The following is a 23,995-nucleotide window of genomic DNA, read 5'->3' as shown; positions in this document are numbered from 1 at the left end:
TATGATATATTTTATGCAACCGGACCTTTATTATGAGTATAAGAAAATTAGGGGCGTCACCTGCAGGCAGGCAGCGCTCATATCAGAAGCAATGCTGCATAAAATATACTATATGTTCTATAACCAGATCTTATCAGGGAGATTTAATTATGGAGAAAATACTGGACAATAATTATTACGACTTGATGATAAGTAATTTATTAGTTCCTACCTTTGGTGTCAGTGATGATGTTACGTTGCTGAATGACAGGTTTTCCCTGCTGCATCTAGCTAAAAATAATATGCAGCCATGTGATCTCGGCCAAAATCCTTACCACGTTTTTCCAACTCTTTATACCATTTCTGCTGACGTAGCACCTCCAACCCCCGGCATGGTAAGCATCACACCAGTTAATAATTATACCTTATTGGGGCAAGGAGTGATTATCGGCATTGTAGACACCGGAATTGATTACCGGCATCCAGCTTTCATGAATAGGGATAAAACAACACGGATCCTTTCTATTTGGGACCAGACCATACAGGATGGGCCACCTCCCAATGGCTTTACTTACGGTACAGAATATACAAAAGCTTCCATAAATGACGCACTGCAATATGAAAACTCACTTTCTGTTGTTCCTTCCATTGATACAATTGGGCACGGTACAGCCATAGCAAGTATCGTTGCAGGCTCTCCAGACACTAAGAACTCTTTTAGCGGCGTTGTTCCAAATTCAGAATTGGTTGTTGTGAAATTAAAAGAAGCCAAGTCAAATCTTAAAATGATTTTTTCTGTTCCGGAAGACAAACTATGTTTTCAGGAATCAGATATCGTTCTTGGAATACGCTATTTAATTGACGTAGGTCAACGCTTAAGACGTCCTCTAGTCATATGTATTGCTTTAAGCAGTAGCCAGGGCAGCCACGATGGCAGGGGAGTTTTAAGCACCTACCTTGAAAGCCTGGTTCAACGTCCTGATGTGGATGTTTCCATATCAGCAGGAAACCAGGGAAACAGCGGCAGGCACTATTTTAACAGAACCATATCTGCGCCGCACTTTAATGATTTCCAGTTGAATATAGCAGAAAGTGACAAGCAGTTCTCCATGGAAATCTGGGCACACATTCCAGGACGGCTTTCTATTGAAATTTCCGCACCTGACCGGGAAATGGTCTCGTCGATTAATCCGTCTTTCAATGATTGCCATAAGTATGTTTTCCAGAACAGCCAGAGTATCTTATGGGTGAATAATATGATATTTGAAAGGGAAAGCGGCGACCAGCTGATATTATTGCGTTTTCAGGATCCCCTTCCCGGAATCTGGTACTTCCGTGTCCAAAACATAGAAAATGAACCTTTTACTATTAATTCCTGGCTCCCCAGCGGAGACTTGATATCTGACGAGACCTTTTTTTTAAATTCCAATCCGGATATCACCATAACCTCTCCCGGAAATTCCAGACGTACCTTAACCGCTGCCGCTTATAATCAGATGACATCTAATATATTAGATGAATCAGGAAGAGGTTTCACAAGAAGCGGTTATGTCAAACCTGATATTGCAGCTCCCGGTTTTCAGATTCCCTGTGCAGTCACTGAAAATCAATACGGAACCTTAACAGGCGCCGGCGCTTCTGCCGCCTTTACAGCGGGTGCAATTGCTGTCATCTTTGAATGGACTCAGAACAAAGGCAACTTTACTTATATTACAGGCGAACAAGTAAACCGTATTATAATAAGAGGAGCACAACGGAATCCTGCCTACAGCTATCCCAACAATATATGGGGATTTGGGCAATTGGATCTGAACCGTGTATTCGAACTCTTTTCCACGATCATGTAATTTACTGATCTGGCGTCCCGGTTTTCTGTTCCATTAATCTTCCTGTACTGTTTCAGGCTGTACAGGAAGTTTGCTTGTACAATTAGGGCAGCGGGTAGCGTTTACATTGATACGAGTATAACAAAATGGGCATTCCTTGTCCGTAGAAGCAGCCGGTTCCGCCTGCTGCTTTTTCCCCCGCAGGGAATTAATCACTTTTATCATCATAAAAATAACAGAAGCCATAATTAAAAAATTGATTACTGCCGTAATAAAGGAACCATAAGCAAATACCGGACCAAGTGCTTGTGCAGCTGAAAGCGTGGAAACATCCGCACCTGCCGGAACAGCATATAGAGGAACAAATTTGTTGGAGAAGTCCACTCCTCCGGTAATTACTCCGATCAAAGGAGATATAATATCCTTTACCAGAGAATTGACGATCGCCTGAAAAGCAGCACCGATAATAACGCCAACTGCCAGGTCAACCACATTCCCGCGTAAAACAAATTCTTTAAACTCAGCTATAATACCTTTTTTATTTCCCATAGACATGCTTCCTCTCTTACAAATTTATGAAACCTATTGGTTAACTCTGGAATTATCATATCATGAAAAAGCAGATTCTGCAAATCATGAAACGAATACGGACGGTTGGATAAATATAAAAAAGCGGGTCCGGAATACCGGATACCCGCTCATCCTGCTATCAGCCTCGCCTATCTTTTGCCTCTGCAACATGGATCATTGCAGCCATCTCTGAAACCTTCACAATATGCCTCTCTTTTTGCTTCAGCACAAGGATCAACATTACAATTGTTACGACATCTATTATTACAGCAATTATTCCGGTTGTTGCAAGTATTGTTACAGTTGCAGCCACCAGACCAAGAATTAGAACATCCCATATCATATACCTCATTTCATTATGATACTATATTGTATGGGAGGATCAGACAAGATGTGAATCATACGAATAAATTCGCATTCTTTCAATTATAATTCCCTGATAATATTGATTTTACGGCATTCTCTATTTCCTCATAACCGGTACATCTGCATAGATTGGATTGTAACCATTCCTCTATGGTTTCATCATCCGCATCTGGTTTGTGCCTGGCCAGTGCGTGGCAAACCATCAGGAACCCGGAAGTACAATAACCGCATTGAAATCCCCAATTTTTAATAAATGCATCTTGTATTGGAGCGTTTTTAAGCCCTTCCACTGTGGTTATTCTATGACCAACCGCCTCTACCGCCAGCATCAGGCAGGATTTTACCGGCATGTCATCAACGAGTACCGTGCAGGCGCCGCAATCTCCGTTCTCACAGCCGCTTTTGGCTCCGGTTAATGACAATTCCTCCCGAAGAACATGAAGCAGAGTATAGGCCGGTTTAACCATAACAGTTTTATCTTCACCATTTACATTAAGAACTATAATACTATCACCTGATAAATGCATAAAGCCCCTCAATTCCTGAAAGGATCAGCCGATCTTTTCAAAATTATGAAACATATCCTGAAGCATGTTTTCTAATACAAATTCTCTATAATCCCTGCTCCCCGATAAATCACCTTTACAATCACTATGGACTAAATTTATAATTTTTTTGATCTTCTGTTCCATGTTATATAATTTATGATTCATAATCCGTTCGGATAAAATAATTGGATGATCGCCATACCCGGTAATCGCTGTTTTTATGGCCTTGTTATGTTTCGATGCCACCATGGTGATCAACGGATAATCTATTTTCTCCTGCTTTGTCCTTTTTACATGATTGTAAGGGTGACTCAAATCATTTTCTCCGATCAATATGGATACCAGAAATTCTCCCTTTTTAAGCTGCAGTTTTCCATTGAATGCCTTTGAAAAAGGTAATTCGGCCAAACCGCTCCGTGTCATTACCTGCAGGGTGCTATCACTTATCATTAAAGGTAAGGCTGCCTCACGGTACTTAATTGTGCCGGCAAGATTACCTCCTATGGTGATCTTCCCCTGGATCGTGTGGTCTGCAATTCTTTTTATGGTTTTGGACAATAAGGGATATGCATTGTATTCCGCAATGTTTGTAAGGGTTTGTGCGGCTCCAATCCTGAATTTCCCACCGCTCACCTCAAGCTGGCTGCATTCGGGTATTCCTTTTAAATCAATAACCGAATCAAATCCTATCCCCCCTACCCTGGCCATACTGATAATTTCCGTTCCTCCCCCATAATAAAGAGGTTTTTTATTATTATCAAGCAAGTCCTGGTAGTACTTAAATGCTTCATCCATGCTTTCTGGTTTATAATAATCAAAATCAAAAGGAATCATAGTTTCATCCTTTCTCTCCATATGAATTCAGGAGTAATGGGAAGCCGGTTCACATCAATATGAGCTGCCAATGATATAGCATTAGCCAATGCGGCAGGCATTCCAATAATGCCGTGTTCTGCAATCCCTCTGGCCCCATAGGGTGCATCAATTTGAGGTGTTTCTACAAAATCAACCACATATTCCGGATTTTCTCCATATCGGATCATTTTATAGGTGCGAAAGCTAGTATCTTCTACAATTCCATCTTCATTATAGACGAAATCCTCACTGGTACCAAGCCCCAGCCCCATACACATACCGCCCATAACCACGCCTCTTGCAGTCTTGGGATTTATGACTTTACCCGCGTCAATCACAGTAGCCGCTTTTAGCAGCCGGTAAGTATGCTGCCTGGTATCATATTCAATTTCAACGGCCTGGGCTCCTACCGTCCAGCTCTTGCCGGGTGTTCCCCGTCCCGATGCCTCATTAAGGGGTGTCAGATGATTCATGATATAGCTGCCCCTTCCAATCACAGGCCCTTTGAGGGAATTGCCGTCTGAAAATTTGTAGCCTTTTACCAGATCCTCGAACATGATATAAAGCTCCGGATCATGTTTCACATATATCATCTTATTCTCAAAGTCCAGGTCTTCCGTCGGGCACCGCAGGGCAATCGATGCAAGACCCATCAGCTGGGATATGGCATCATCCGCTGCATTTAATACGGCCCGTCCAACCAGAAAAGTTGTCATACTGGCAACGGTTTTCCATAAATAAGGGGTTGACTGGGTATTTACATCCAGCTTTACATAAACGTCATTGACACTGATTCTCATCTTTTCCGCCAATATCTGCGCTGCCGTTGTCTTCATTCCAGGCCCTATCTCCGCAGCGCCGCAATCCAGATTTATGCTTCCGTCAGAATTAAAAGATAAAACAGCGCTTGCGCCTGCATCTGTGGGAGTATCAGAGGTCTTGATCAGACAGCTGATTCCCTTTGCTCTGACCAGTCCGTTCTCTTCTGCGATGCGGGAACCTTCCTCCCAGTTAATGACTGTTTTCAGCCTCTCAAGGCATTCTGCCGCATTCCCTGTATTGCTGGCTGTGACTTTGACTTGGGTGGGAGTTGTGTCGCCGGCTTTAACCAGATTTATGAGCCTTAGCTGAAAAGGATCCAGTCCTGTTTCGAAAGCCAGTTTATCCATCATTCTTTCCAGACAAAAGGTATGTGCCTCATGACCGAATCCTCGGAAAGAGGTTATATAGGGGTGGTTTGTATAAACGCTGTAGCAATCGCACTGAATATTGGGTATCCGGTAGGGACCGGCACAATCCGCTGCGATTGCTTTCGTTATCTTAGGAGAAATGTCAGAGTAAGCACCGGTATCTATCTGGAATGTCATTTCTGCCGCCATGATCTGCCCGCTTTTTTTCGCTCCGATCCTTATGGTTCCCTCCAACCCCAAATGGCATGGAGAAGTGACCATATCTTCTTCTCTTGTATTCACCAGATTGATCCATTTTCCTTTAACATTCATCGCCGCAATCACTGCAAGCACCTCTGGCTGTATACATGCCTTTCCTCCAAATGCACCGCCAACTAATGGAACCTGGACTACAATCTTTCCCTCCGGAATATTAAGATATTTGCTGATTGATTCCTTTACCTCATAAGGTGATTGGGTTGATGTCTTGATCTTTACACTGCCCTCCGGCATGATTATACAGTGAACTGCCCTAGTTTCCATGGCGGCATGATCAGACTGGGGCAGGGAAAAACTACCCTCTACAACAATTTCGCTATCCAGCCAGCCTTTCTGCATATCGCCTTTTCTGATTTTTTGATGATGGCAGATATTGGTTCCTTTTACAGGATATACTTCCTCCGTGGCTTTAGTATATAACATAAGAGCTTCATGTATGATCACAGGATTCCTTTTGAATGCCTCTTTTACAGAATTCACAACCGGTAAAGGCTTATATTCTACAAGTATCCTTCCCACTGCTGCTTTTGCCTGCATTTCATCATCTGCAACAACGATGGCAACCGGTTCCCCGTAATAACGCACTTTATCTCTGGCTAAGGGAGGCCTGTCCTGAAGCATGGATCCACAGATAACCTGATGGTCCTTTGCAGTAATAACCGCCTTTACCCCCGGCATAGCAGAAGCTTCCCTGGTATCTATGGATACGATCTGGGCATGAGCATGAACGCTTGTCAATAATCTGGCGTAGAGCATCGGCGAATCTGTTATATCATTTGTATACTTGGCTGCACCTGCTACTTTATCTTTTGCCTCTTTCCTTACCGTGTCTTTTCCCAACTGGGTTTCCATTGACTGCCTCCTGCAAAATTCTATCTGCTTATTAATACATGATCACCATTTTTCAGCTGCACCACATCCGCCCGAAGTGCCTTCCCTAAATCAGTCAGACATATTTCCCGCTCCTTAGAATCCGGGATATAAAGAGTCAAAGGATCACCTGATATGATTCGTTCTTTGTTATCTGTTATATAAACCATTATCTCCGGATTACTCTTCCCCATTGATATTCCCTCCCATATCTATATCCATAATTGTAGTGATTTTTCTGCTGCTTTCCAGTACAGGTGTCTTTTTGATTACGTCTATTATGGCATCAGGATCACGGATAATTGGCACAAACGCCAATAGCAATGCTCCATTTGTAAAATTTTTCCGGGTAAAACTGTACCGTTTTACACCAAAAGTCCGGGTAGCCTCAAAAAGCATGGCCTGCCTCTGCCCATAATTCTCAACCGTAATTCTGAATTTATCAGTTTTCGGCTCTATAACAATGCCGATCCCTTCTTTCAAAAACAAATCCCGGCTTCTCTCAGTTCCCAGCACATTGGTAACAAACATGCCATTTACAAGCAGATCCGAATGGTCTATGGTTATTTTCCCTTCTCTTATGTTGCAGATGTCACCAATGCATTTGCCTTTTGTTATTCTTGTCAGGAAATAAATCATACCAAAACCGCTGGCCGCGGCACCTATCATATTTATAACCAGACTGTCAGCAGATACAATACTTAAAATTAATACAACAAAAAGGGATGTAAGCAGTGATAAATAATTTCTGGATTCATAGGTTTTGGCAATGCCATCAATGTAAGCAGCCCCTCTTTTTGAATATTCTGTTTTTTCCAGATCTTCAAGGCTTTCTTTTTCTGTTTTTCTCACATCCCGGAAATGCTGGATCGCCAAGGCAATAAAAGTAACTGCCGTAAATTCTTTATTTAACAGGGACGGAATTGCAACAGCCCCCAGAAAAGAAGCCAGAATGCCTATCACTATGTTAATGAAGCCGCCGGTAGGATAACTGGGATTTTGACGTGTATCAATACGAAGTGTAACAATCCGCGCAATAGTTCCCATTACTATACCGCACAAAATAACGAAAAGATCGTGAAATGCCAGTGTTTTTTCCATATTTTTATCATGGTATCACTCGTGAAACCATATTTCTCCAATCCTTATTTTGGTCTATTATCTCCTTTTTGTCCTACAATATGCATAAAACCAGTGGCGGCTTTGATATAGCAATTCAAAGCCGCCACTGGTTTCAATATAATGGAATCCGCTGCATATTTTGCAGCAAGCTATTTTAAATGAGACTGTTTGACAATGGTTTCTACCGTAATATTCATCTTTTTCTTTCGGGCCTCATCCTTTAGAAGAATCAGACAAAGAAGATCGATCGTATAAAGAGTTGATAATTGACTGTTTACAAACCTTTCCTGATCAACAAACAAAGGATTTACTACGGGAAGACAAAAATCCGCACACTGTGCGATCGTGCTGTCGGTAAAACTGGTCAGACCGATGAGCTTTGCTCCATTTTGTTTTGCTGCCCTAACAGCATTGATAACTTCCGCGGTTTCACCGGATATGGAAATTGCAATTACCAGATCACCAGGGCCTAAAATTGAGCTGTAAATTACCATCAGATGAGAATCTGTTACACTTTGTACATGAAATCCCATGCGGGACAGGCGGAGCATGGTTTCACAGGCAGTCAGCCCCGATGATCCCACTCCGAATATATAGATATTTCCTGCCGCTTCAATCTGGTCTGCCAGGTACTCCAATGCTTTTCTATCTATCATCTGATTGGAATGTTCAATCACAGTCTTATAAAAATCATAAACCTGAGATACAAGATCGTCTGAGTGAGCAATCTTATTTCCTGCTCCTGCGCTTCCAAGCTGGATTTTCAGTTCTGCAAAAGATCTCTGTCCTACCTTTTTGCAGAAACGGGTAATTGTACCGTCAGAAACTCCCACAGTAGCAGCAAGAACAGAGATATTCATATTCCGAATATTATTACCTTCCTTCAAAATGTAATCAGCGATACTTCGTTCTTTATCAGTAAACGTATTATATTTCTTTTGAATTGATGAAAGAATATCCATATTGTACCTCTTATACTTTCGTCTTTAATTTGTGAAAAACTGAACCCATATTAATAAAGTGTTCTTATTATATCACCTTTTAATAAAAACGAAAAGATTTTAGAGGAAACCGGAAGAGAGGAATCAATTTAAATAAAAACCTTTGATACTGCTTCGGCAAATCCACGTGTGATGCATTGGGGGCGTGTAATTGCAGTTCCCACAACAACTGCGTAAGCACCTGATTCAATCGCCTTTGCAGCCTGCTCCGGTGTGTTGAAATTTCCTTCTGCAATTACTGGGTGCTTACATTTTCCAATCAAAGACTGAAGCACCTGAAATTTATCCAGTCCTTGAGACTGAGGTGTATATCCCAGCAGTGTCAGACCAACAAAATCAAAACCAATCTCATCAGCACGCAGCCCCTCTTCTTCCGTTGAAATATCAGCCATAAATTTTTGATGTGGATATTTTTCATGAAGCTTATATAGAAAATCCACATCCTGATTTATGGTAGCATCTACGGCGACTACATCAACACCTGTCCGAACCAGTGCATCCACCTCTGCAAATGTGGGTGTAATATAAGGTTTGCCTTCCTCATATACCTTTTTGATAATTCCGATAATAGGAAGATCCACATGTTTCTTGATTTCCTCAATATCTTCCACGCTGTTTGCACGAATACCGACTGCGCCTCCTTCTTTTGCCGCCAGAGCCATACGCCCCATGATAAATGAACTGTGCAGGGGTTCCTCAGGAAGCGCCTGACAGGATACAATTAAACCTCTATTCATAAGTATTACATCTCCCTAATCTTCGCCAATTATGTCGTTTATTTTTGATTTTATCAGATCTGCTTTCGCTCCAAATATTGCCTGAATACCCCCTTTAACTTCCAATACGGCCGTTGCGCCTTCCCGTTTTATGGCCTCTTTGTCAACTTTGGTAATATCCTTTACCGCTACACGCAGACGGGTGATACAAGCATCGCAATCTTCGATATTTTCCTTACCTCCCAGAGCCGCAAGTACACGAACCGCCGTTTCAGCGATTGTACCCTTTGACTCTACATTTACCTCATCTTCTTCTCCTGCCTCGCGGCCCGGAGTCGGGATATTAAACTTTGTAATCAAAAAACGGAACAGCACATAATACAGAAGCGCCCAGAATACTCCCACCACTACCACATAGATCCAGTGAGTCCTTGCATTGCCCTGCAGGACTCCAAATAAGGTAAAGTCAATAATTCCGCCGGAAAATGTGTTGCCGATACGAACGCTTAAAAGATCAGCAATCGCAAACGAGAGACCATCTAAAAATGCATGTATCACATACAGCCAGGGAGCTACAAACAGAAACATGAATTCAATGGGTTCTGTAATGCCTGTTAAAAATGATGTAAGGGCTGCAGAGAAGAATAAACCGAATACTAATTTACGGCGTTTTTGTGGAACACAGTGATACATGGCTAGGCATGCGGCCGGTAAACCGAAAATCATCGTATCAAAACGGCCTGCAAAAAACCGTGTACCCTCGGTATACATTCCTGTAAAATCAGGATCAGCCAGCTGGGCGAAGAATATCTTTTGAGCACCTGCAATTTCCTGGCCCGCCACAGTGGCAACTCCGCCTAATTCTGTATACCAGAACATAGGGTAAATCATATGATGAAGGCCCACTGCACCGCAAAGCCTCATCAAAAATCCATAAAGGAAAGTCCCTAAAACTCCCATGCCAGCAATGGTCTGGCCGCTGGAAATCAATAACGACTGAAAAGGAGGCCAAATCAGGAAAAATATTGCGCCGATAAAAATTGCTGCAAAAGAGGATACAATCGGTATAAAACGTGATCCTCCGAAAAATCCCAGAAACGGAGGCAGCTGTATATCGCGGTACCGGTTATGAAAATAGGTAACCATACAGCCTATTACAATAGAACCTACTACTCCGGTATCAATTGTGTTTCCATCTGGTTTAAAGACTGACAGCAATGCACCGATCGATGCATTCATGACAAGAAACGCAACCGCAGCTGCCAGACCCGCAGTTCCTTTATCTTTTTTTGCAAGCCCCACTGCCAGACCAATACACATGATTAATGACAGATTTCCAAACACCACTTCTCCCGCCTTGCTCATAACAGTAAATATTGCCTGCAGAGCAAAGATGTTCAAAAACGGATAGGCCGCGATCGTGTTTGGATTGGACATTGCCCCACCGATTCCTAACAGGAGACCTGCTGCCGGAAGAATGGCAATCGGTAACATAAATGCCTTACCTAATTTTTGAAGCTGCTTAAACATAAAATTATACCTCCTCCTTGGTCGCATATTGTACAAGTAATGTTTTAATATGCATTTCTTTTTGGTTGATTTCATTATATTTTATAAAATTATTTTAGTCAATCACTTTTTTATAATAATTATTTTAATCGAGTGTGAATAGTAATCCGAGTGCTTCAACAGGTATTGCAGCAGTTAAGGAATTATGTGATATGTCACAAGAACAATGGTATGTGGGGAAACTGGCCGGAAATGGCCATTTAAGATACTGCTCCATGAGCATAAAGCAGTGGAAAAAATATGTTATTTTACCGGGGCCTTTGCCCCGGCTGTTAATAAGGATATGATTTCGTATAAACTATTGTCTGATTTTACCTTCTTTATAGTGTTTACGGCATAATGAAATGTATTTATCATTTGCCCCCATTAATATTTGCTTTCCTTCTCTGATTACATTTCCATCTTTATCAATCCTAGCATTCATATTGGCACTATTCCCGCACCAGCAGACTGTCTTAAGTTCCTCAATTTCATCTGCCAGTTCCATCAAACGTTTGGATCCGGGAAAAAGGTGGGATGTAAAATCCGTTCTGAGGCCATAACAGAAAACTGAAATATCGTATTCATCGACAATTTTAGAAAGTTGTTCAATATCATTTTCAGAAAGAAATTGTACTTCATCCACAATGATTGCATCCAATTCCTTGATTAAATTATAATCGTCATATTTGAATTCAGACCATAAAATGCAATCTGCTTCCAGTCCGATTCTAGATCTGATTTTGTTTTTTTCATCCCTGGTTTCTAAATCAGGTTTTATTAATAATACGTTTTTCCCCTTTTCTCTAAAATTATATCTTGTCATTAGTGCGTTAGCCGTCTTAGAACTCCCCATTGCACCATATCTGAAAAACAATTTTGCCATTTTTTCTCCTTTACTGTAAATAAAATATACCCATGCTCCATGATTATTTAACTATAATAAAAACAATTTTTATCTTAGCACTATTTTATTATTAGTCAATCGGATATTCGCAATCCGCAAAGCTACTTGTTTGATGAGGTTATATGATTGCAAAAAAACTACTAACTAAATACTAACAGTTAGTAGTCTTTTATATATATTCAATTTATTGATTCTGCAATATGAAACTATATCCTCAAAATAATTAATCCACGGCCAATTTCATTTATCCGTCTAAAAGTTAACCTGGTTTGTTTGGAACACCCAAATTACTTAATTACAGTTATTTAGCCAATCACGGAAATGCAAATCAAACAATGGTTTATTTTCTATTTGCAGATTATGTCCTGCTTTATCAAGATACAGGAAGGTCAAACGTGGTAAATGCTTTACTAATCCCCATTGGCAAATCTATATAAATCCTTCGATAATGATCCAATCCTCTGGAAATCCATGAATACAAAGGACTGGTTTTCCTGAACCAATTTCTTCATAGTAAACAGAAAGATTATCTATCTTTCATATCATATTTGTTTCATACCTTTCAATCCTATTAGTCTTTAGATCATAAGCTTTTGCAATTTTTTAACAGCTAAACAAGGCGTTTAGATGGTGAATACGATATATGAGATTGCAGTCAAATTCCATTCCTTTTTTACTCAGCACTCACCCGTGTCACCACCATGTCTTTCACTACGGCCGGTTCCAATTCTAAAGCTACCGCAAGTTCACCGTAAAGCAGATCTTCCGCCATCTTAAAATAGAATTCATCCTTTGCCGAATTTTTCTTACCTTCTACCAGCCCCTTCTGTTTCCTTAAATACAGTGTCTTGATGATCTGGAGCCAGCCTGTGCACTCATTTTTCATCATGATTTCCTTATAGCTTCCTTCTCGCTGTCTTTCGTCAAGCACCCACGTGGTTGGAGTATCTGGAATCAGATTAATCAGCTCTATGGCTTCTTCTCTGGTAGATACTTCTCTCATGGGTGCTTTTAAATTGTCTACGGGCGTATAAACAACACATTGCTGTGCCTCATAAAGAGGTTTCAGCGTATAGTAAAGGCGGTCATCATCCACTGCGGACATGTTAAGGCTCCCTATCGCCTCTACCCTGCATATTCCATGGGTTCCGAATACTACTAGATCATTTACCTGAAACATAATTATTCCTCCTGCCTGAATGCCAACACTTTGATACATAAAGTTACAATTTCTATATCTTAAGTCTAACACTTTAAAAATTTTTTGTCAGTGTTTTTTATTTATTTAAATATTTTCGTGAAATTTAGCCAGAGAACACCTTGCTATTATTTGTGTAAATTGTATAGAAATAAATAAAAAACGCTCCAAAATTCAGACACTTGTAAAGGTGCTGCTTTTGGAGCGTTGAAAGTATATTTTATTTTCCTGAAATGACTTACTGCTTCTGTGCTGCCAGTTTAACAGCTGCACTGGCACCCACACGACTGCATCCGGCTTCAATATAAGCCCTTAAATCCTCAAGGGTTCTGACCCCGCCGGCCGCTTTTATCTTTACACCGGGTCCGATGTGCTTTTTAAATAACTCAATATCTTCAAGAGCCGCACCCCCGGTACCAAACCCGGTGGAAGTCTTAATATAGTCAGCTCCGGCTGCCGTAACTGCCTTGCACATGGCGATCTTCTCTTCCTCTGTAAGATAACAGGCCTCAATAATGACCTTTAAGATGTTTTCGCCGGCTGCTCTTTTCAGTTCTGCAATTTCCTTTTCTACCTTATCGTAATCTCCATTTTTCACATCGCTGATATTTACTACCATATCCACCTCAGAGGCCCCGTCTTCAATGGCTTTTTTTGTTTCAAGGATCTTTGATTCTGTCACACTGTAGCCCAGAGGAAATCCGACAACGGTACAGATATTAAGGCCTGGAAATTGTTCATGTACCCGGCTGATATAGCAGGGAGGGATGCACACGGAAGCCGTTTTATATTCCACAGCTTCCTTACAAAGCTCCTCAATGTCCTCCCAGGTGGCAAATGCCTTTAACTGTGTGTGGTCTACGTAGCTTAACATCTCTAAATCTGTCATTATTTTTTCCTACCTTTCTATTCTGTCAGGCGTTTTACGCCTTCTTTGGTAACACTGGCATAAATTAAGGGTTCTTCCTCCGGCTTTTGACTGCTTATGGTGACTGCCTTTATAAATTCCTCTTCAGAAGCCTCAAACAGCTCTTCCTTTGAAGCATAAAGCACGGCTATCGTCTCTCCCGCTTCCACCTTCTGGCCTACCTTTTTCTTAAGGGCGATTCCAGCCGTATAATCAATCACGCTCTCCTTCGTAACTCTGCCGGCACCTAAAAGCGAAGATGAGATCCCGCATTGCTCTGTATTCATATGGGTGATATAGCCGCTCTCTAAGGCTTTCACTTCCCTTTCAAAGGCTGCTCTGGCAAAAAGTGAGGTATCCCTGATCACCGAAGAGTCCCCTCCCTGAGCTTCTACCATGGCAATAAGCCGTGCCAAAGCACTTCCATCGGCAATGGCTCCTTCTGCCAGCGACCGGCATTCTTCCAGATTCCCTTTTCCTGCCAGATAAAGCATACCGGCAGCCAGGCTTAAGCAAACCGTCCTTAAATCCTTGGGTCCTCTTCCATGAAGAATTTCCACAGCCTCAATGACTTCCAGGCTGTTGCCGATCAGGCTTCCCAGCGGAATGTCCATATTCGTTATGAGAGCCATGGTCCTCTTTCCTGCGTGCTCCCCAATTGCTACCATCTTCTCCGCCAGAGTGATGGAGTCTTCCAGGGTCTTCATAAATGCTCCACTGCCGGTTTTCACATCCAGAAGAATACAGTCATTTCCTGCTGCCAGTTTTTTGCTCATAATGGATGCAGCAATTAAGGGGATGCTGTCCACGGTTGCAGTCACATCCCGAAGAGCATAGAGTTTTTTATCCGCTGGAGCCAGGTTTCCGGACTGCCCGATCACGGAAAGCCCGGCGGCATTGACCACTTGAAAAAACTCTTCCTCTGTCAGGACGGTCCGCATTCCCGGTATGGATTCCATTTTATCAACAGTTCCTCCTGTATGGCCCAGACCGCGGCCTGACATCTTCGCAACCTTGACCCCGCAGGCAGCCACAATTGGCGCCACCACCAGAGTCGTCTTATCCCCCACGCCTCCGGTGGAGTGCTTATCTACTTTCACTCCCTGGATGGGTGATAAGTCTACCATATCACCGGAATGAGCCACCGCATCCGTGAGAATAGCTGTTTCTTCATCGCTCATTCCCTTAAAATAAATGGCCATCAGCATGGCTGACATCTGATAATCCGGGATATCCCCTTTTACGTATCCTTTGATCATAAAGCGGATCTCTTCCTCCGTCAGTGGTTCCCCATTCCGCTTTTTTGCAATTACATCATACATTCTCATAACACTCAAAAACCTCCCTTATACTTATCATTCCCGCTTTATTGCCTGTGTTCTCCGGGCGTTCAGGAATTCAAATTCTTTTTTGTAAATCCTAAAGGAAGCAGTTCTTTTAAGGTATAGACGGAAAACTCCTCTCCCGCACCCAGAATAATCTTAAATTCTTCAGGATCACAGAATTCGGCCATTACCTGCCGGCAAACCCCACAGGGCGCGCACAGTTCTCCCTTTTCGCCCCTTTTATTCCCCACGATGGCTATGGCATCAAATTCAGAGACTCCCTCTGAGACCGCTTTAAAAAATGCCGTACGCTCTGCACAGTTTGTGGGCGTAAAGGATGCATTTTCAATGTTGCAGCCACGATAGACCTTTCCGTTCTTTGCCAACAGAGCCGCTCCAACACAAAAATCAGAATAAGGTACATAAGCCATTTTCTGAGCTTCGTAAGCCTCTGCCACCAGCATGTTTTTTGTCCTCTCATCCAGTTCCAAAGACACACCTCCTATTATTCTCCGGCTTATTCATTTCAGCAGTTACGAAAAGGGATTGCTCTGCAATCCCTTTGCCGGTTCATCAAATCTTTTCAAATCGTTCTACGTCAGTTACAAATATGGTAGCTCCGCCAAGTTCCACTGTCATCGGCATCATCATATATCCGGCTGAAACAGACGCGATATTTGGCGCCGGAACATTGCAGGTAATTTTTTGGCGTTTTCCGCAGGTATCTTTAATCAGAGTGATGACTTCTTCTACCTGTCCGTCATCCGTACCGATCATTAATGTAGAGTTTCCCTTCTTTAAAAAGCCACCTGTTGTGGCAAGTTTTGTCACGCTGAACTGGTGTTCATTCAGCACATCAGTCACCCTGTTTCCATCATCTGAGCTGACGATTGCGTAAATAATCTTCATATCTACCACCTCGCTGTCTTATTTGGCAAAACTTTATTCATTTGATTCCTCTATTATAAATCATAATCAGGAAAAATAAAACAGTAAAATGGAAAATAATTATCATTTCTTTGTTAAAAATTGATATCTCTCATTTTATCAAGCAGCTTTTGGTATATTCGCTCCCTCATCCATGGCTCATTTACTGCCTTTAAGCATTCTTCCACACCGAACCAGCCCACTGCGCTGTTTTCATCCGCTTTCTTATGAAGGACCTCTCTGTCATCCGCTTCCAGAAGATAGGTTACATTTAAGTGAAGATGAGAGGAAACATAAGCTCCCCTCTTCTCATGACCGTCCACCGTCAGCACCTCCAGGGAAAAGATATCCTCTGTAACCGGTCTTACCGTTCTAATTCCGGTTTCTTCCATAGCTTCCCGGACCGCTACTTGAAGCAGATTCATTTCCCCATCTGCATGGCCTCCGGTCCATGCCCAGGAATCATAGATGTTATGATAGGCCATAAGAACCTTATCGTGGGACCGATTTACCACCCAAGCTGACGCCGACATATGGGCACCTAAACTCTCACGGGAAAATATGGATTCTCCTGACGAGAGATATTGGAGCAGCATCTCCTTATCCCTTTCTTCCTGCTCGTTATATGGTAAAAAGTCTTCTACTGTTTTTCTGAATTTCTCTTTGCAGTCCATGTCCTTCGTTCCTCCATCTTCCTGTGTTTTTAAGTCATACTCTACCATCTGGCGGATATATTTTAATAGAATAAATTGAAATGAGGGTATTATATGGATTTATCAGCTCTTGTTTTTGCCGACAAAGATCCCTGGCCTCCCATAGAGATCATATCTCAAAATAAAGCGTATGCCGCAGCTATGCTTTCCAACATAGGCGATTGCAATTCCGAAATGTCTGCAATCAGCCTTTATATTTACAACAGCATGATTACGAGAAGCCTCTTCTTTGATATAGCAGAATGCTTCCATAAAATCAGCATTGTTGAAATGCATCATCTTAATACCTTTGGCGAACTGTCCATCATGCTGGGCGCCGACCCCAGGCTGTGGAGCTATCAAAGCGGACGATTAAGGTATTGGACTCCAGCCTGCAACCGCTATCCCACCCGGATCGGTCCCCTGGTTGCCAACTCTCTGGAAAGTGAGCTGGAAGCTATCCGGAAATACCAGTTCCAGGCCCAATGGATCGACGATTGCCGGATCAAGGCAATTTTAAACAGGATCATTGCAGATGAGCTTTGTCACGTACAGATCTTCCGGCTCATTCTGTCTGAGCTTGACGACGACTTTACCATCCCCCGTACATTCCAGGCTTAGGCCGCATTTCACCTGATTACTTACGCCGCTTTACCATCTCATACAAGAATAACCCGGTACAGCCTGCCAAATAGCAGGCAATATCCTTAAAATCAAAGGTTGAACCAATTATGATCCTTGCAATTTTATAGTCGCCAAGGCCAAGCAGCTTCACTAAATGAAAATACTGCCCCACCTCCGTCAATACGGCAAAACCAAATATGTACAAAGGGAGCAGCTTAACTTCTCTCCCCACAAATGACCTGATAAAACAATAAATCAGAACCACAACCAAAACGTCGCCAACGTATGGCCTGATGAATTTATCATTTACGAAAACAGCTATTAGTACTTCAATAATAAAGACTATAATTAAGGCGCATAGGTACTTTATGTTTAATCTGAATCTCACGATACACTCCTTTTTCAATCAGAATTAAGGCAGCATGGCCCAAAGCTTTACTGCCAGATAACCTCCGGCATTTACGGGTCTTCCCATGCCGGAGGTTATTTTGACCTGTTTCATAAGAATCGTATTTTTCATTTCTACAGACTCTTTACTTTTAATTTATTAGGGCTATACCTGCAGCTGCCGCAGTGCCTGGAATTACGTAAGTCACTAAATTGATGTTCAAAAACAACATAAGCAGAAAATAGCATATAATCCGTTTTATGATAATTATGATTACCCCCCAGTATAAACTTCAGCTATATTACATTATTTTACCATGCGTATGCAATGTCGTCAAATTAACACAAGATTCTTTTTATTCCGCTTAATCCAGTCAACATATCAAAAAGAGCCGGACATTATGGCGTCCGGCTCTTCCTTGCCTGGCTTAACGGCGGCTTTTTCAGACTTCAGGATCACTCCGTTCTGATCTCCAGCCCTTCCTGATATCCCTTTTCCATCTTATGCCTTGCTTTTCTGTTTTCCACGGTATCAAAAATTATGGAAAAATCATAATCCTCAGGGTATAGCTCTTCTGCGGCCACCAGAAGCTTTACCCTTTTCTGGTTGACCCAGATTTTCTTATCCGGCATCTGGACCTGCAGTATCCCTTTATCATTCACAGGTCTGCACACAATTCCCTTTTTCTTATCCGGATAAACAAACACGCTGTCTCCGATGGTGAACTTTTTTTCCATTACATTTTTATTCACCGCCGTCTTCTTCAGTTTTTCTATTTTAGGCCCGTTTAAGTTTAAGTGTCCAGCTCTCTCTCTTAAGGCATCCTGCCCTTCTTCCCATAGGCCTTCCTGTTCTCCGTAAGCGTATCTTCTGGCTCTTCTTATCATAGAATCCGGCATTCCCAGCCGTTTGGCTATATAAAGGGCACAGCTTTCTCCAGCCTCCCCAATCTCCATACGGTAAAGCGGCCTAAGGGTTTCCTTATCAAAAGCCATTCGTGCGTTGGTAATGCCCTCCGCTTCCTTGGCGTATGACTTTACCTCTGGATAATGGGTGGTTGCCAAAAAAAGACAGCCGTTGCTTCTTAACTCTTCCAGTATGGCAATGGCGATTCCCATGCCTTCTGCCGGGTCTGTTCCTGAACCCAGCTCATCCAGAATGACCAGACTCTCCGGGCCGGCTTCCTTTAGGATCTTCATTACATTGGTGATATGAGCAGAAAAGGTGGATAAGTTTTCCGTAATGTTCTGACCATCTCCGATATCGCAGAGCACCTGGCTGTTCATACAAAGATCGGCCTCTTCACAGGGCAGGTGAAGGCCGCATTGTGCCATAAGGGAGAACAGCCCCACCGTCTTGATGGATACGGTTTTTCCTCCTGTATTGGGCCCTGTAATTACGATTCCCCGTTCTTTCTCTCCCAGTTCAAAGTTTAAAGGTACCACTGTTTCCGGGTTCATGAATGGATGGCGGCCATTTACGATTTTTATAGTCCGGTCCGTATTAATGACTGGACTGATGCCGGCCATGGAGGCGCTTAAACTTCCCTTTGCAAACAGGAAATCCAGTTTCTCAAGAAGGCGTTTATTCCCTTCCAGAACCTCTAAATTTTCTTCAACTGAGGCCGTAAGCATATACAGGATCCTTCTTGCCTCATTATCCTCTTCAATCCTTAAAAGTTCCAGTTCCCCGTTAAGCACTGCAATTGCTGCCGGTTCAATAAAAAGGGTAGAGCCGGTTGCTGACTGGTCAATGACACTGCCTGGAACCCCTGATCTGTAATCTTTTTTTACAGGGAGGCAAAGTCTGCCATTTCTAAAAGTCACATAAGAATCGGAAAAATATTTTTTATTTCCCCTTAAAATGGCCTCTGCTTTCGTCCGCAGCTTTTCTTCCAATCTGACCACATCCTGGCGGATGTTTTTTAGATGTTTGCTGGCGCTGTCCTCGACCTTGCCGTTTCTGACGCTTTCATAAATCTCCCTTGCCAGATCTTCCAATGGGTTTAAGTCCTGCTCATAATAAGGCAGACCAAGCTCCAGGTATTTACACCGGTTCAAAAAATCCTTAAACCGCTTTACTGCGGTAAGCATTCCCCCTGTCTGTTCCAGCTCTTCAGCGGAGAGGCAGCCGCCCTGCCGTGCCGTATTCATGATCTCCTGCAGACCATTCATGCTGACTGCGGGAGGAAGCCCCATCCGGTCAATGATGGTCCTGGCCTCCGTCGTATCGCGAAGGCTCTTTTTCACCTCGCCTTCCTTGAGGCATGGGGTCATATTCTTTATTTTCTCTTTCGTTGCTTCCGTATGCGCAAATTCTTCAAGTTTTTCTAATATAAGATTAAATTCTAAAATCCGAAATGTGTGATTCATGTAATTCTCCTCGTTCATTCTGTCTTTCCAATTGGTTTCCTGAGGTTCATGGAGCAAAGGGCAGGCAGAACCATTCGCCAGATGAATATGCAGGCATATTCATTCGGCTCATTGTTCGCGCAAAAAAAGCCTGTAAGACCACAAACCGACGTCTTACAGGCTTTCAACCTTATTCTGTCTGCTTTGTATCTCATGGGCAAAACAGGTACACGAAATAAAGGAAAGACTTATGGCCTTCCTGATCCGAATCCTGTTTTTCATATTAAACTGCCTTATGCTCCATGATTATATACAATTAACAAACACACACATCCTATCTTTTATACTTCCATCACTATACCACGGAAAGGAAATCAGGTCAATCTTTTTTTCTTTTCCCTATTGACATGGCGAGATGCAATGCTTATAATGTACTTGTTCAATAAGTACACTACGCAACACTAAGGAGACCTACTGTGGAGATTATAATCAGCAGTAATACAAATAAGCCCATATATGAACAGATCACTTCGCAAATAAAAGCGCTGATTATGAGCGGAGAGCTGCAGACCGGAGATCCTATTCCCTCCATGCGGGCATTGGCTAAATCCATTCATGTCAGCGTCATTACCGTACAAAAAGCCTATGAAGATTTACAACGGGACGGCTTCATTGAAACTACCGTTGGGCGAGGAAGTTTTGTATCGGCACAAAACAAAGATTTCTTTCAGGAAGAGCAACAGCGAAAAGCTGAGGAACATTTGCAGGAGGCTGCCGATATTGCCCTTACCAGCGGCATATCACTGGGCAAACTGATAGAGCTATTAACTATGTTTTACCAGGAGGAGGAGTAAAAATGGAACCAATTTTGCAAGTTGAAAATCTGACGAAACAATATCCTGATTTTAAGTTGGATCATGTATCATTTTCCATTCCCAAAGGAGCTATTATGGGATTGATCGGCGAGAACGGCGCTGGTAAAAGTACCACAATCAATGCGATCCTTGATCTTATCCAAAAGGACGAAGGGGTGGTTAAGTTCTGGGGCCAGGAGCTTTCTTCCGATCCAAGAAACATCAAAGAAAACATAGGAGTCGTGTTTGACGGCATCAATTTCTATGAAACCCTTACACCTGCCAAAATTGGCAGAATATCTGCGGCTGCCTATAAGCAATGGGATGAAACCGCCTACTATAACTATCTGAAAAAATTACAGCTACCTTCCCATAAAGAGATCAAAGCATTTTCCAGGGGAATGAAAATGAAGCTCAGCATTGCAGTTGCGCTTTCCCATAAACCGAAGCTTCTGATTCTGGATGAAGCAACCGGCGGACTTGACCCCGTCATGCGTGACGATATGCTGGATTTGTTTTTGGACTTCGTGCAGGATGAGAACCATTCGATTCTGATGTCGTCCCATATTTCTACGGATCTGGAAAAGGTGGCGGATTATATTACTTTTATTCATAAAGGAAAGGCCCTGTTCTGTAAAGAAAAGGATGAATTGCGCTACCAATATGGTATTATCCGGTGTAAAACAGATCAGTTCGATGCTATCGATCAATCTGAGATCCTTGCTTACCGGAAACGTGACTATCAATGGGATGTGCTGGTGGCAGACAAGGAAAAGGCCCGCCGTAAATACAAAACGGCAGTGGTGGATGATGCCACTATTGACGATATCCTTCTTCTCTATGTAAAGGGAGACCTGATAAAATGAAAAGCTTGATTTTAAAAGATTTATATAACATCGGACACAATGCCAAATCCATGATTTTTATACTGCTTGTTTTAGCTTTTGCCCTGATTCCTTCCTCTGGAGTAGAGGGTTATATTATCATGAGCGGCATTCTATGCAGCATGATGATCATCACCGCATTCAGCTTTGATGATCAATCCAAATGGCTGAAATACGCGATGGTTATGCCAGTTACTAAAAAGGATATCGTGATCAGCAAATTTATTGTTCTTCTGATCTTCTCAGCCATTGGAGCGGTTACCGGACTGGTGATTGGCGCAATAGGCGGCACCATAGCGCATAAGGGTATTTTCAGCAGCATAAATAATATGCTTTCTCTGCTGTTTACCGGCGTTATAAGCCTGGTGATTTCAGAAATTGCAGGGAGCATGTCAATTCCTCTTCTGTTTAAATTCGGTGCAGAAAAGGCCCGCATATTAATGCTTGTTTCCTGTTTGATTCCTGCTGCCATCTTCTATGGCGCCTATAAGCTATTCACCTTGCTGGGTGTTTCATTTACAGATCAGATAATATTTATCCTTCTGTGCTGTTCACCGTTACTTGCACTGGTCTGGAACTTTTTGATGTATAAGATCAGCTATGAGTTCTTTGCGAGGAAGGAACTTTTGTAATAGCCGGTGGGAGAGCCAATGGATTGCCATTTAATAAAGCGTCTGACAGATGATCCCCGGTATACACAAGCTTTAAGGAAAAGAAAGGAGTATCCGTTAGTAACAGCTCAAAGAAAATACGGTCTCCTTCCCAAAGAGAAAGCCCGCCTATTTCTTCCCTGGGGATCCATTTAAGCTCTCCTTCCGCACACTCAGTCATTATCCCTTCATATCCGTCTGCGATGTATAAAAACATGTACTCATCCGGATACTTGTCTGATACAAAGGTGATAATGGCTCTAAGCCGGTAGGAAGTCAGGGATAATCCGGTCTCTTCTTTTACTTCTCGTAAAAGGCATTCCTCCGGACTCTCCCCTTCCTCCAAATGACCTCCCACTCCCAGCCACTTATCCTGATTCATATCGTCCTTCTTTTTAATCCGGTGCAGCATTAAATAGCTTTCTTCCCGCTGGATATAACAAAGTGTCGTTAAATTTTTATGCCCCATTCTTTTCTCCTCCATAGTTTAGCTTTTCCCTAAAGCTGTCCTTCTTTTCCAGGCCCCTCTAGGCACCGGGTCCCAGTTCCCCATATTCTTCTGTAAGATACTCCAGGAATTGCCTGCTGGCGACAGGGAGTATCTTCTTATCCTTGAAAACTACACCAATGGTCCTGGCTAATGGCGGTTCCGTCTCCCTAACCAAATTTTTATAATCCGCTCGGTTTAATATAATTTCTGATAAAATCCCGACCCCCAGTCCTTTTTCGATCATGGCCATGATCGTATAATCATCATGGACGATATACTGGATATTGGGCTTGATCCCATGCTCACGAAAACTTTCCATAGGTTCACTGAGGCTTCCTTCTTCCAGGAGAATGAATGGTTCTGATGCCAGTTCCTCCAATAAGATCTTCTTATGTTCTGCCAGGGGATGGGATAGGGGAAGGACAGCCAGCATGGGGTCCTTCTTTAACGGAATGGTCTTAAGCTCCGGATCTCCCACTGCCTGGGGATTGATGAGTCCAAAATCCACACTTCCCTCCTTAACCAACTGCTCTATGGCCGTATAATCCCCCTGGTAGAGTTCAAAGCTGACCAACGGGTATTTCTCCTTAAACGTCTTAATTAATCCCGGCAGCCAATGACAGGATACACTGGCAAAGGTGCCGATCCGGATGGTGGCATTCTGGATCCCTTCCATTTCTTTTCGCTTCTCCGTCAGTTCCCTGTAAGCATGGTAAATATTTTTTATGTAAGGTAAAAGTTCTGCTCCATCGGGGGTCAAAACCACGCCTTTTTTAGAACGGATAAACAGTACCGTACCCAGTTCCTCCTCTAAGGACTGCACCATCTGGCTGACGGCTGACTGAGTATATCCAAGTTCTTCGGAAGCTCTGGTAAATCCTCCTGTTTCCACAATCTTCATAACTGCCCGGTACCGCTTCACATTCTCCAGCTCCTTATCATCAGTTTT

General features: G+C 42.6%; 26 protein-coding genes. 5 read left to right on the top strand and 21 right to left on the bottom strand.

The window, feature by feature from the left end; translation table 11 throughout:
• The first annotated feature begins 149 nt into the window (after window positions 1-149).
• Window positions 150-1,826, top strand: a complete 1,677-nt coding sequence (locus tag H171_RS06720) for a S8 family peptidase (RefSeq protein WP_100304452.1) — start codon at window positions 150-152, stop codon at window positions 1,824-1,826.
• Window positions 1,827-1,859: 33 nt separating this feature from the next.
• On the opposite strand, the gene mscL is transcribed toward H171_RS06720, so the two are convergent.
• From mscL to H171_RS06635, 17 genes are all read right to left on the bottom strand, one after another.
• A complete protein-coding gene (gene mscL, locus H171_RS06715; RefSeq protein WP_100304451.1) occupies window positions 1,860-2,354 on the bottom strand; it encodes a large conductance mechanosensitive channel protein MscL in 495 nt (164 codons plus the stop codon).
• A 160-nt stretch (window positions 2,355-2,514) separates the two neighbouring features.
• Window positions 2,515-2,718, bottom strand: a complete 204-nt coding sequence (locus H171_RS06710) for a hypothetical protein (protein ID WP_100304450.1) — start codon at window positions 2,716-2,718, stop codon at window positions 2,515-2,517.
• A 79-nt stretch (window positions 2,719-2,797) separates the two neighbouring features.
• Window positions 2,798-3,268: a (2Fe-2S)-binding protein gene (locus tag H171_RS06705; protein ID WP_100304449.1), complete on the bottom strand. Its 471-nt coding sequence runs from the start codon at window positions 3,266-3,268 to the stop codon at window positions 2,798-2,800.
• A 24-nt stretch (window positions 3,269-3,292) separates the two neighbouring features.
• Complete coding sequence (locus H171_RS06700; RefSeq protein ID WP_100304448.1) at window positions 3,293-4,123, bottom strand: FAD binding domain-containing protein; 831 nt, start codon at window positions 4,121-4,123, stop codon at window positions 3,293-3,295.
• A complete protein-coding gene (locus H171_RS06695) occupies window positions 4,120-6,444 on the bottom strand; it encodes a xanthine dehydrogenase family protein molybdopterin-binding subunit (RefSeq protein WP_100304447.1) in 2,325 nt (774 codons plus the stop codon). The genes H171_RS06700 and H171_RS06695 overlap by 4 nt, the downstream gene beginning before the upstream one ends.
• Window positions 6,445-6,464: 20 nt before the next feature.
• The gene (locus H171_RS06690) at window positions 6,465-6,656 is read right to left on the bottom strand and encodes a capping complex subunit for YIEGIA (protein ID WP_025233370.1); all 192 of its coding nucleotides are present in this window, start codon (window positions 6,654-6,656) and stop codon (window positions 6,465-6,467) included.
• Window positions 6,643-7,563, bottom strand: coding sequence for a YIEGIA family protein (locus H171_RS06685; protein ID WP_100304446.1), 921 nt, complete (start codon window positions 7,561-7,563; stop codon window positions 6,643-6,645). The genes H171_RS06690 and H171_RS06685 overlap by 14 nt, the downstream gene beginning before the upstream one ends.
• Before the next feature lie 170 nt (window positions 7,564-7,733).
• Complete coding sequence (locus H171_RS06680; protein ID WP_100304445.1) at window positions 7,734-8,546, bottom strand: MurR/RpiR family transcriptional regulator; 813 nt, start codon at window positions 8,544-8,546, stop codon at window positions 7,734-7,736.
• A 128-nt stretch (window positions 8,547-8,674) separates the two neighbouring features.
• The gene (locus tag H171_RS06675) at window positions 8,675-9,322 is read right to left on the bottom strand and encodes an N-acetylmannosamine-6-phosphate 2-epimerase (RefSeq protein ID WP_100304444.1); all 648 of its coding nucleotides are present in this window, start codon (window positions 9,320-9,322) and stop codon (window positions 8,675-8,677) included.
• A gap of 15 nt (window positions 9,323-9,337) precedes the next feature.
• A complete protein-coding gene (locus tag H171_RS06670; RefSeq protein WP_100304443.1) occupies window positions 9,338-10,831 on the bottom strand; it encodes a PTS transporter subunit EIIC in 1,494 nt (497 codons plus the stop codon).
• 337 nt (window positions 10,832-11,168) lie between these two features.
• A complete protein-coding gene (locus H171_RS06665) occupies window positions 11,169-11,735 on the bottom strand; it encodes a thymidine kinase (RefSeq protein WP_100304442.1) in 567 nt (188 codons plus the stop codon).
• A gap of 694 nt (window positions 11,736-12,429) precedes the next feature.
• On the bottom strand, window positions 12,430-12,936 hold the full coding sequence (locus tag H171_RS06660; RefSeq protein ID WP_100304441.1) for a CarD family transcriptional regulator: 507 nt from the start codon (window positions 12,934-12,936) through the stop codon (window positions 12,430-12,432).
• Between the two features lie 256 nt (window positions 12,937-13,192).
• On the bottom strand, window positions 13,193-13,843 hold the full coding sequence (deoC, locus tag H171_RS06655) for a deoxyribose-phosphate aldolase (RefSeq protein ID WP_100304440.1): 651 nt from the start codon (window positions 13,841-13,843) through the stop codon (window positions 13,193-13,195).
• A gap of 17 nt (window positions 13,844-13,860) precedes the next feature.
• Window positions 13,861-15,189 (bottom strand): pyrimidine-nucleoside phosphorylase, encoded by a 1,329-nt coding sequence (locus tag H171_RS06650; RefSeq protein WP_100304439.1) that lies wholly within the window; start codon window positions 15,187-15,189, stop codon window positions 13,861-13,863.
• Between the two features lie 62 nt (window positions 15,190-15,251).
• Window positions 15,252-15,671: a cytidine deaminase gene (locus H171_RS06645; RefSeq protein ID WP_278283610.1), complete on the bottom strand. Its 420-nt coding sequence runs from the start codon at window positions 15,669-15,671 to the stop codon at window positions 15,252-15,254.
• Window positions 15,672-15,759: 88 nt separating this feature from the next.
• A complete protein-coding gene (locus H171_RS06640) occupies window positions 15,760-16,095 on the bottom strand; it encodes a cyclic-di-AMP receptor (protein WP_013271785.1) in 336 nt (111 codons plus the stop codon).
• Between the two features lie 113 nt (window positions 16,096-16,208).
• Window positions 16,209-16,787: an NUDIX hydrolase gene (locus H171_RS06635; protein WP_100304438.1), complete on the bottom strand. Its 579-nt coding sequence runs from the start codon at window positions 16,785-16,787 to the stop codon at window positions 16,209-16,211.
• 93 nt (window positions 16,788-16,880) lie between these two features.
• Here H171_RS06635 and H171_RS06630 point away from each other — a divergent pair, with 93 nt between their 5' ends.
• A complete protein-coding gene (locus H171_RS06630) occupies window positions 16,881-17,426 on the top strand; it encodes a ferritin-like domain-containing protein (RefSeq protein ID WP_100304437.1) in 546 nt (181 codons plus the stop codon).
• A gap of 16 nt (window positions 17,427-17,442) precedes the next feature.
• On the opposite strand, the gene H171_RS06625 is transcribed toward H171_RS06630, so the two are convergent.
• Window positions 17,443-17,817, bottom strand: a complete 375-nt coding sequence (locus H171_RS06625) for a ribosomal maturation YjgA family protein (RefSeq protein WP_207655176.1) — start codon at window positions 17,815-17,817, stop codon at window positions 17,443-17,445.
• A 455-nt stretch (window positions 17,818-18,272) separates the two neighbouring features.
• Window positions 18,273-20,189: an endonuclease MutS2 gene (locus H171_RS06620; protein ID WP_100304436.1), complete on the bottom strand. Its 1,917-nt coding sequence runs from the start codon at window positions 20,187-20,189 to the stop codon at window positions 18,273-18,275.
• A 455-nt stretch (window positions 20,190-20,644) separates the two neighbouring features.
• Here H171_RS06620 and H171_RS06610 point away from each other — a divergent pair, with 455 nt between their 5' ends.
• Genes H171_RS06610 through H171_RS06600 form a run of 3 tightly spaced genes read left to right on the top strand, consistent with a single transcriptional unit; the run spans window position 20,645 to window position 22,538 of the window.
• Window positions 20,645-21,022, top strand: coding sequence for a GntR family transcriptional regulator (locus H171_RS06610; protein WP_100304434.1), 378 nt, complete (start codon window positions 20,645-20,647; stop codon window positions 21,020-21,022).
• A gap of 2 nt (window positions 21,023-21,024) precedes the next feature.
• Entirely contained in the window at window positions 21,025-21,888 is an 864-nt protein-coding gene (locus H171_RS06605) for an ABC transporter ATP-binding protein (RefSeq protein ID WP_100304433.1), read from the top strand.
• Entirely contained in the window at window positions 21,885-22,538 is a 654-nt protein-coding gene (locus H171_RS06600; protein WP_100304432.1) for an ABC-2 transporter permease, read from the top strand. Before H171_RS06605 ends, H171_RS06600 begins: the two co-directional genes overlap by 4 nt.
• Here H171_RS06600 and H171_RS06595 read toward each other — a convergent pair.
• Both H171_RS06595 and H171_RS06590 read right to left on the bottom strand, forming a co-directional pair.
• Window positions 22,501-23,025: an NUDIX hydrolase gene (locus H171_RS06595; RefSeq protein ID WP_100304431.1), complete on the bottom strand. Its 525-nt coding sequence runs from the start codon at window positions 23,023-23,025 to the stop codon at window positions 22,501-22,503. The two genes, H171_RS06600 and H171_RS06595, sit on opposite strands and share 38 nt — an antisense overlap.
• 58 nt (window positions 23,026-23,083) lie before the next feature.
• Window positions 23,084-23,968 carry a LysR family transcriptional regulator gene (locus H171_RS06590; protein WP_100307444.1) on the bottom strand — a complete coding sequence of 295 codons (885 nt, stop codon included), beginning with the start codon at window positions 23,966-23,968 and terminating at the stop codon, window positions 23,084-23,086.
• Window positions 23,969-23,995 lie beyond the last annotated feature (27 nt).

Source organism: [Clostridium] celerecrescens 18A, assembly GCF_002797975.1.
GTDB classification, from domain to species: domain Bacteria; phylum Bacillota; class Clostridia; order Lachnospirales; family Lachnospiraceae; genus Lacrimispora; species Lacrimispora celerecrescens.
This window is presented reverse-complemented; position numbering and strand designations above follow the sequence as displayed.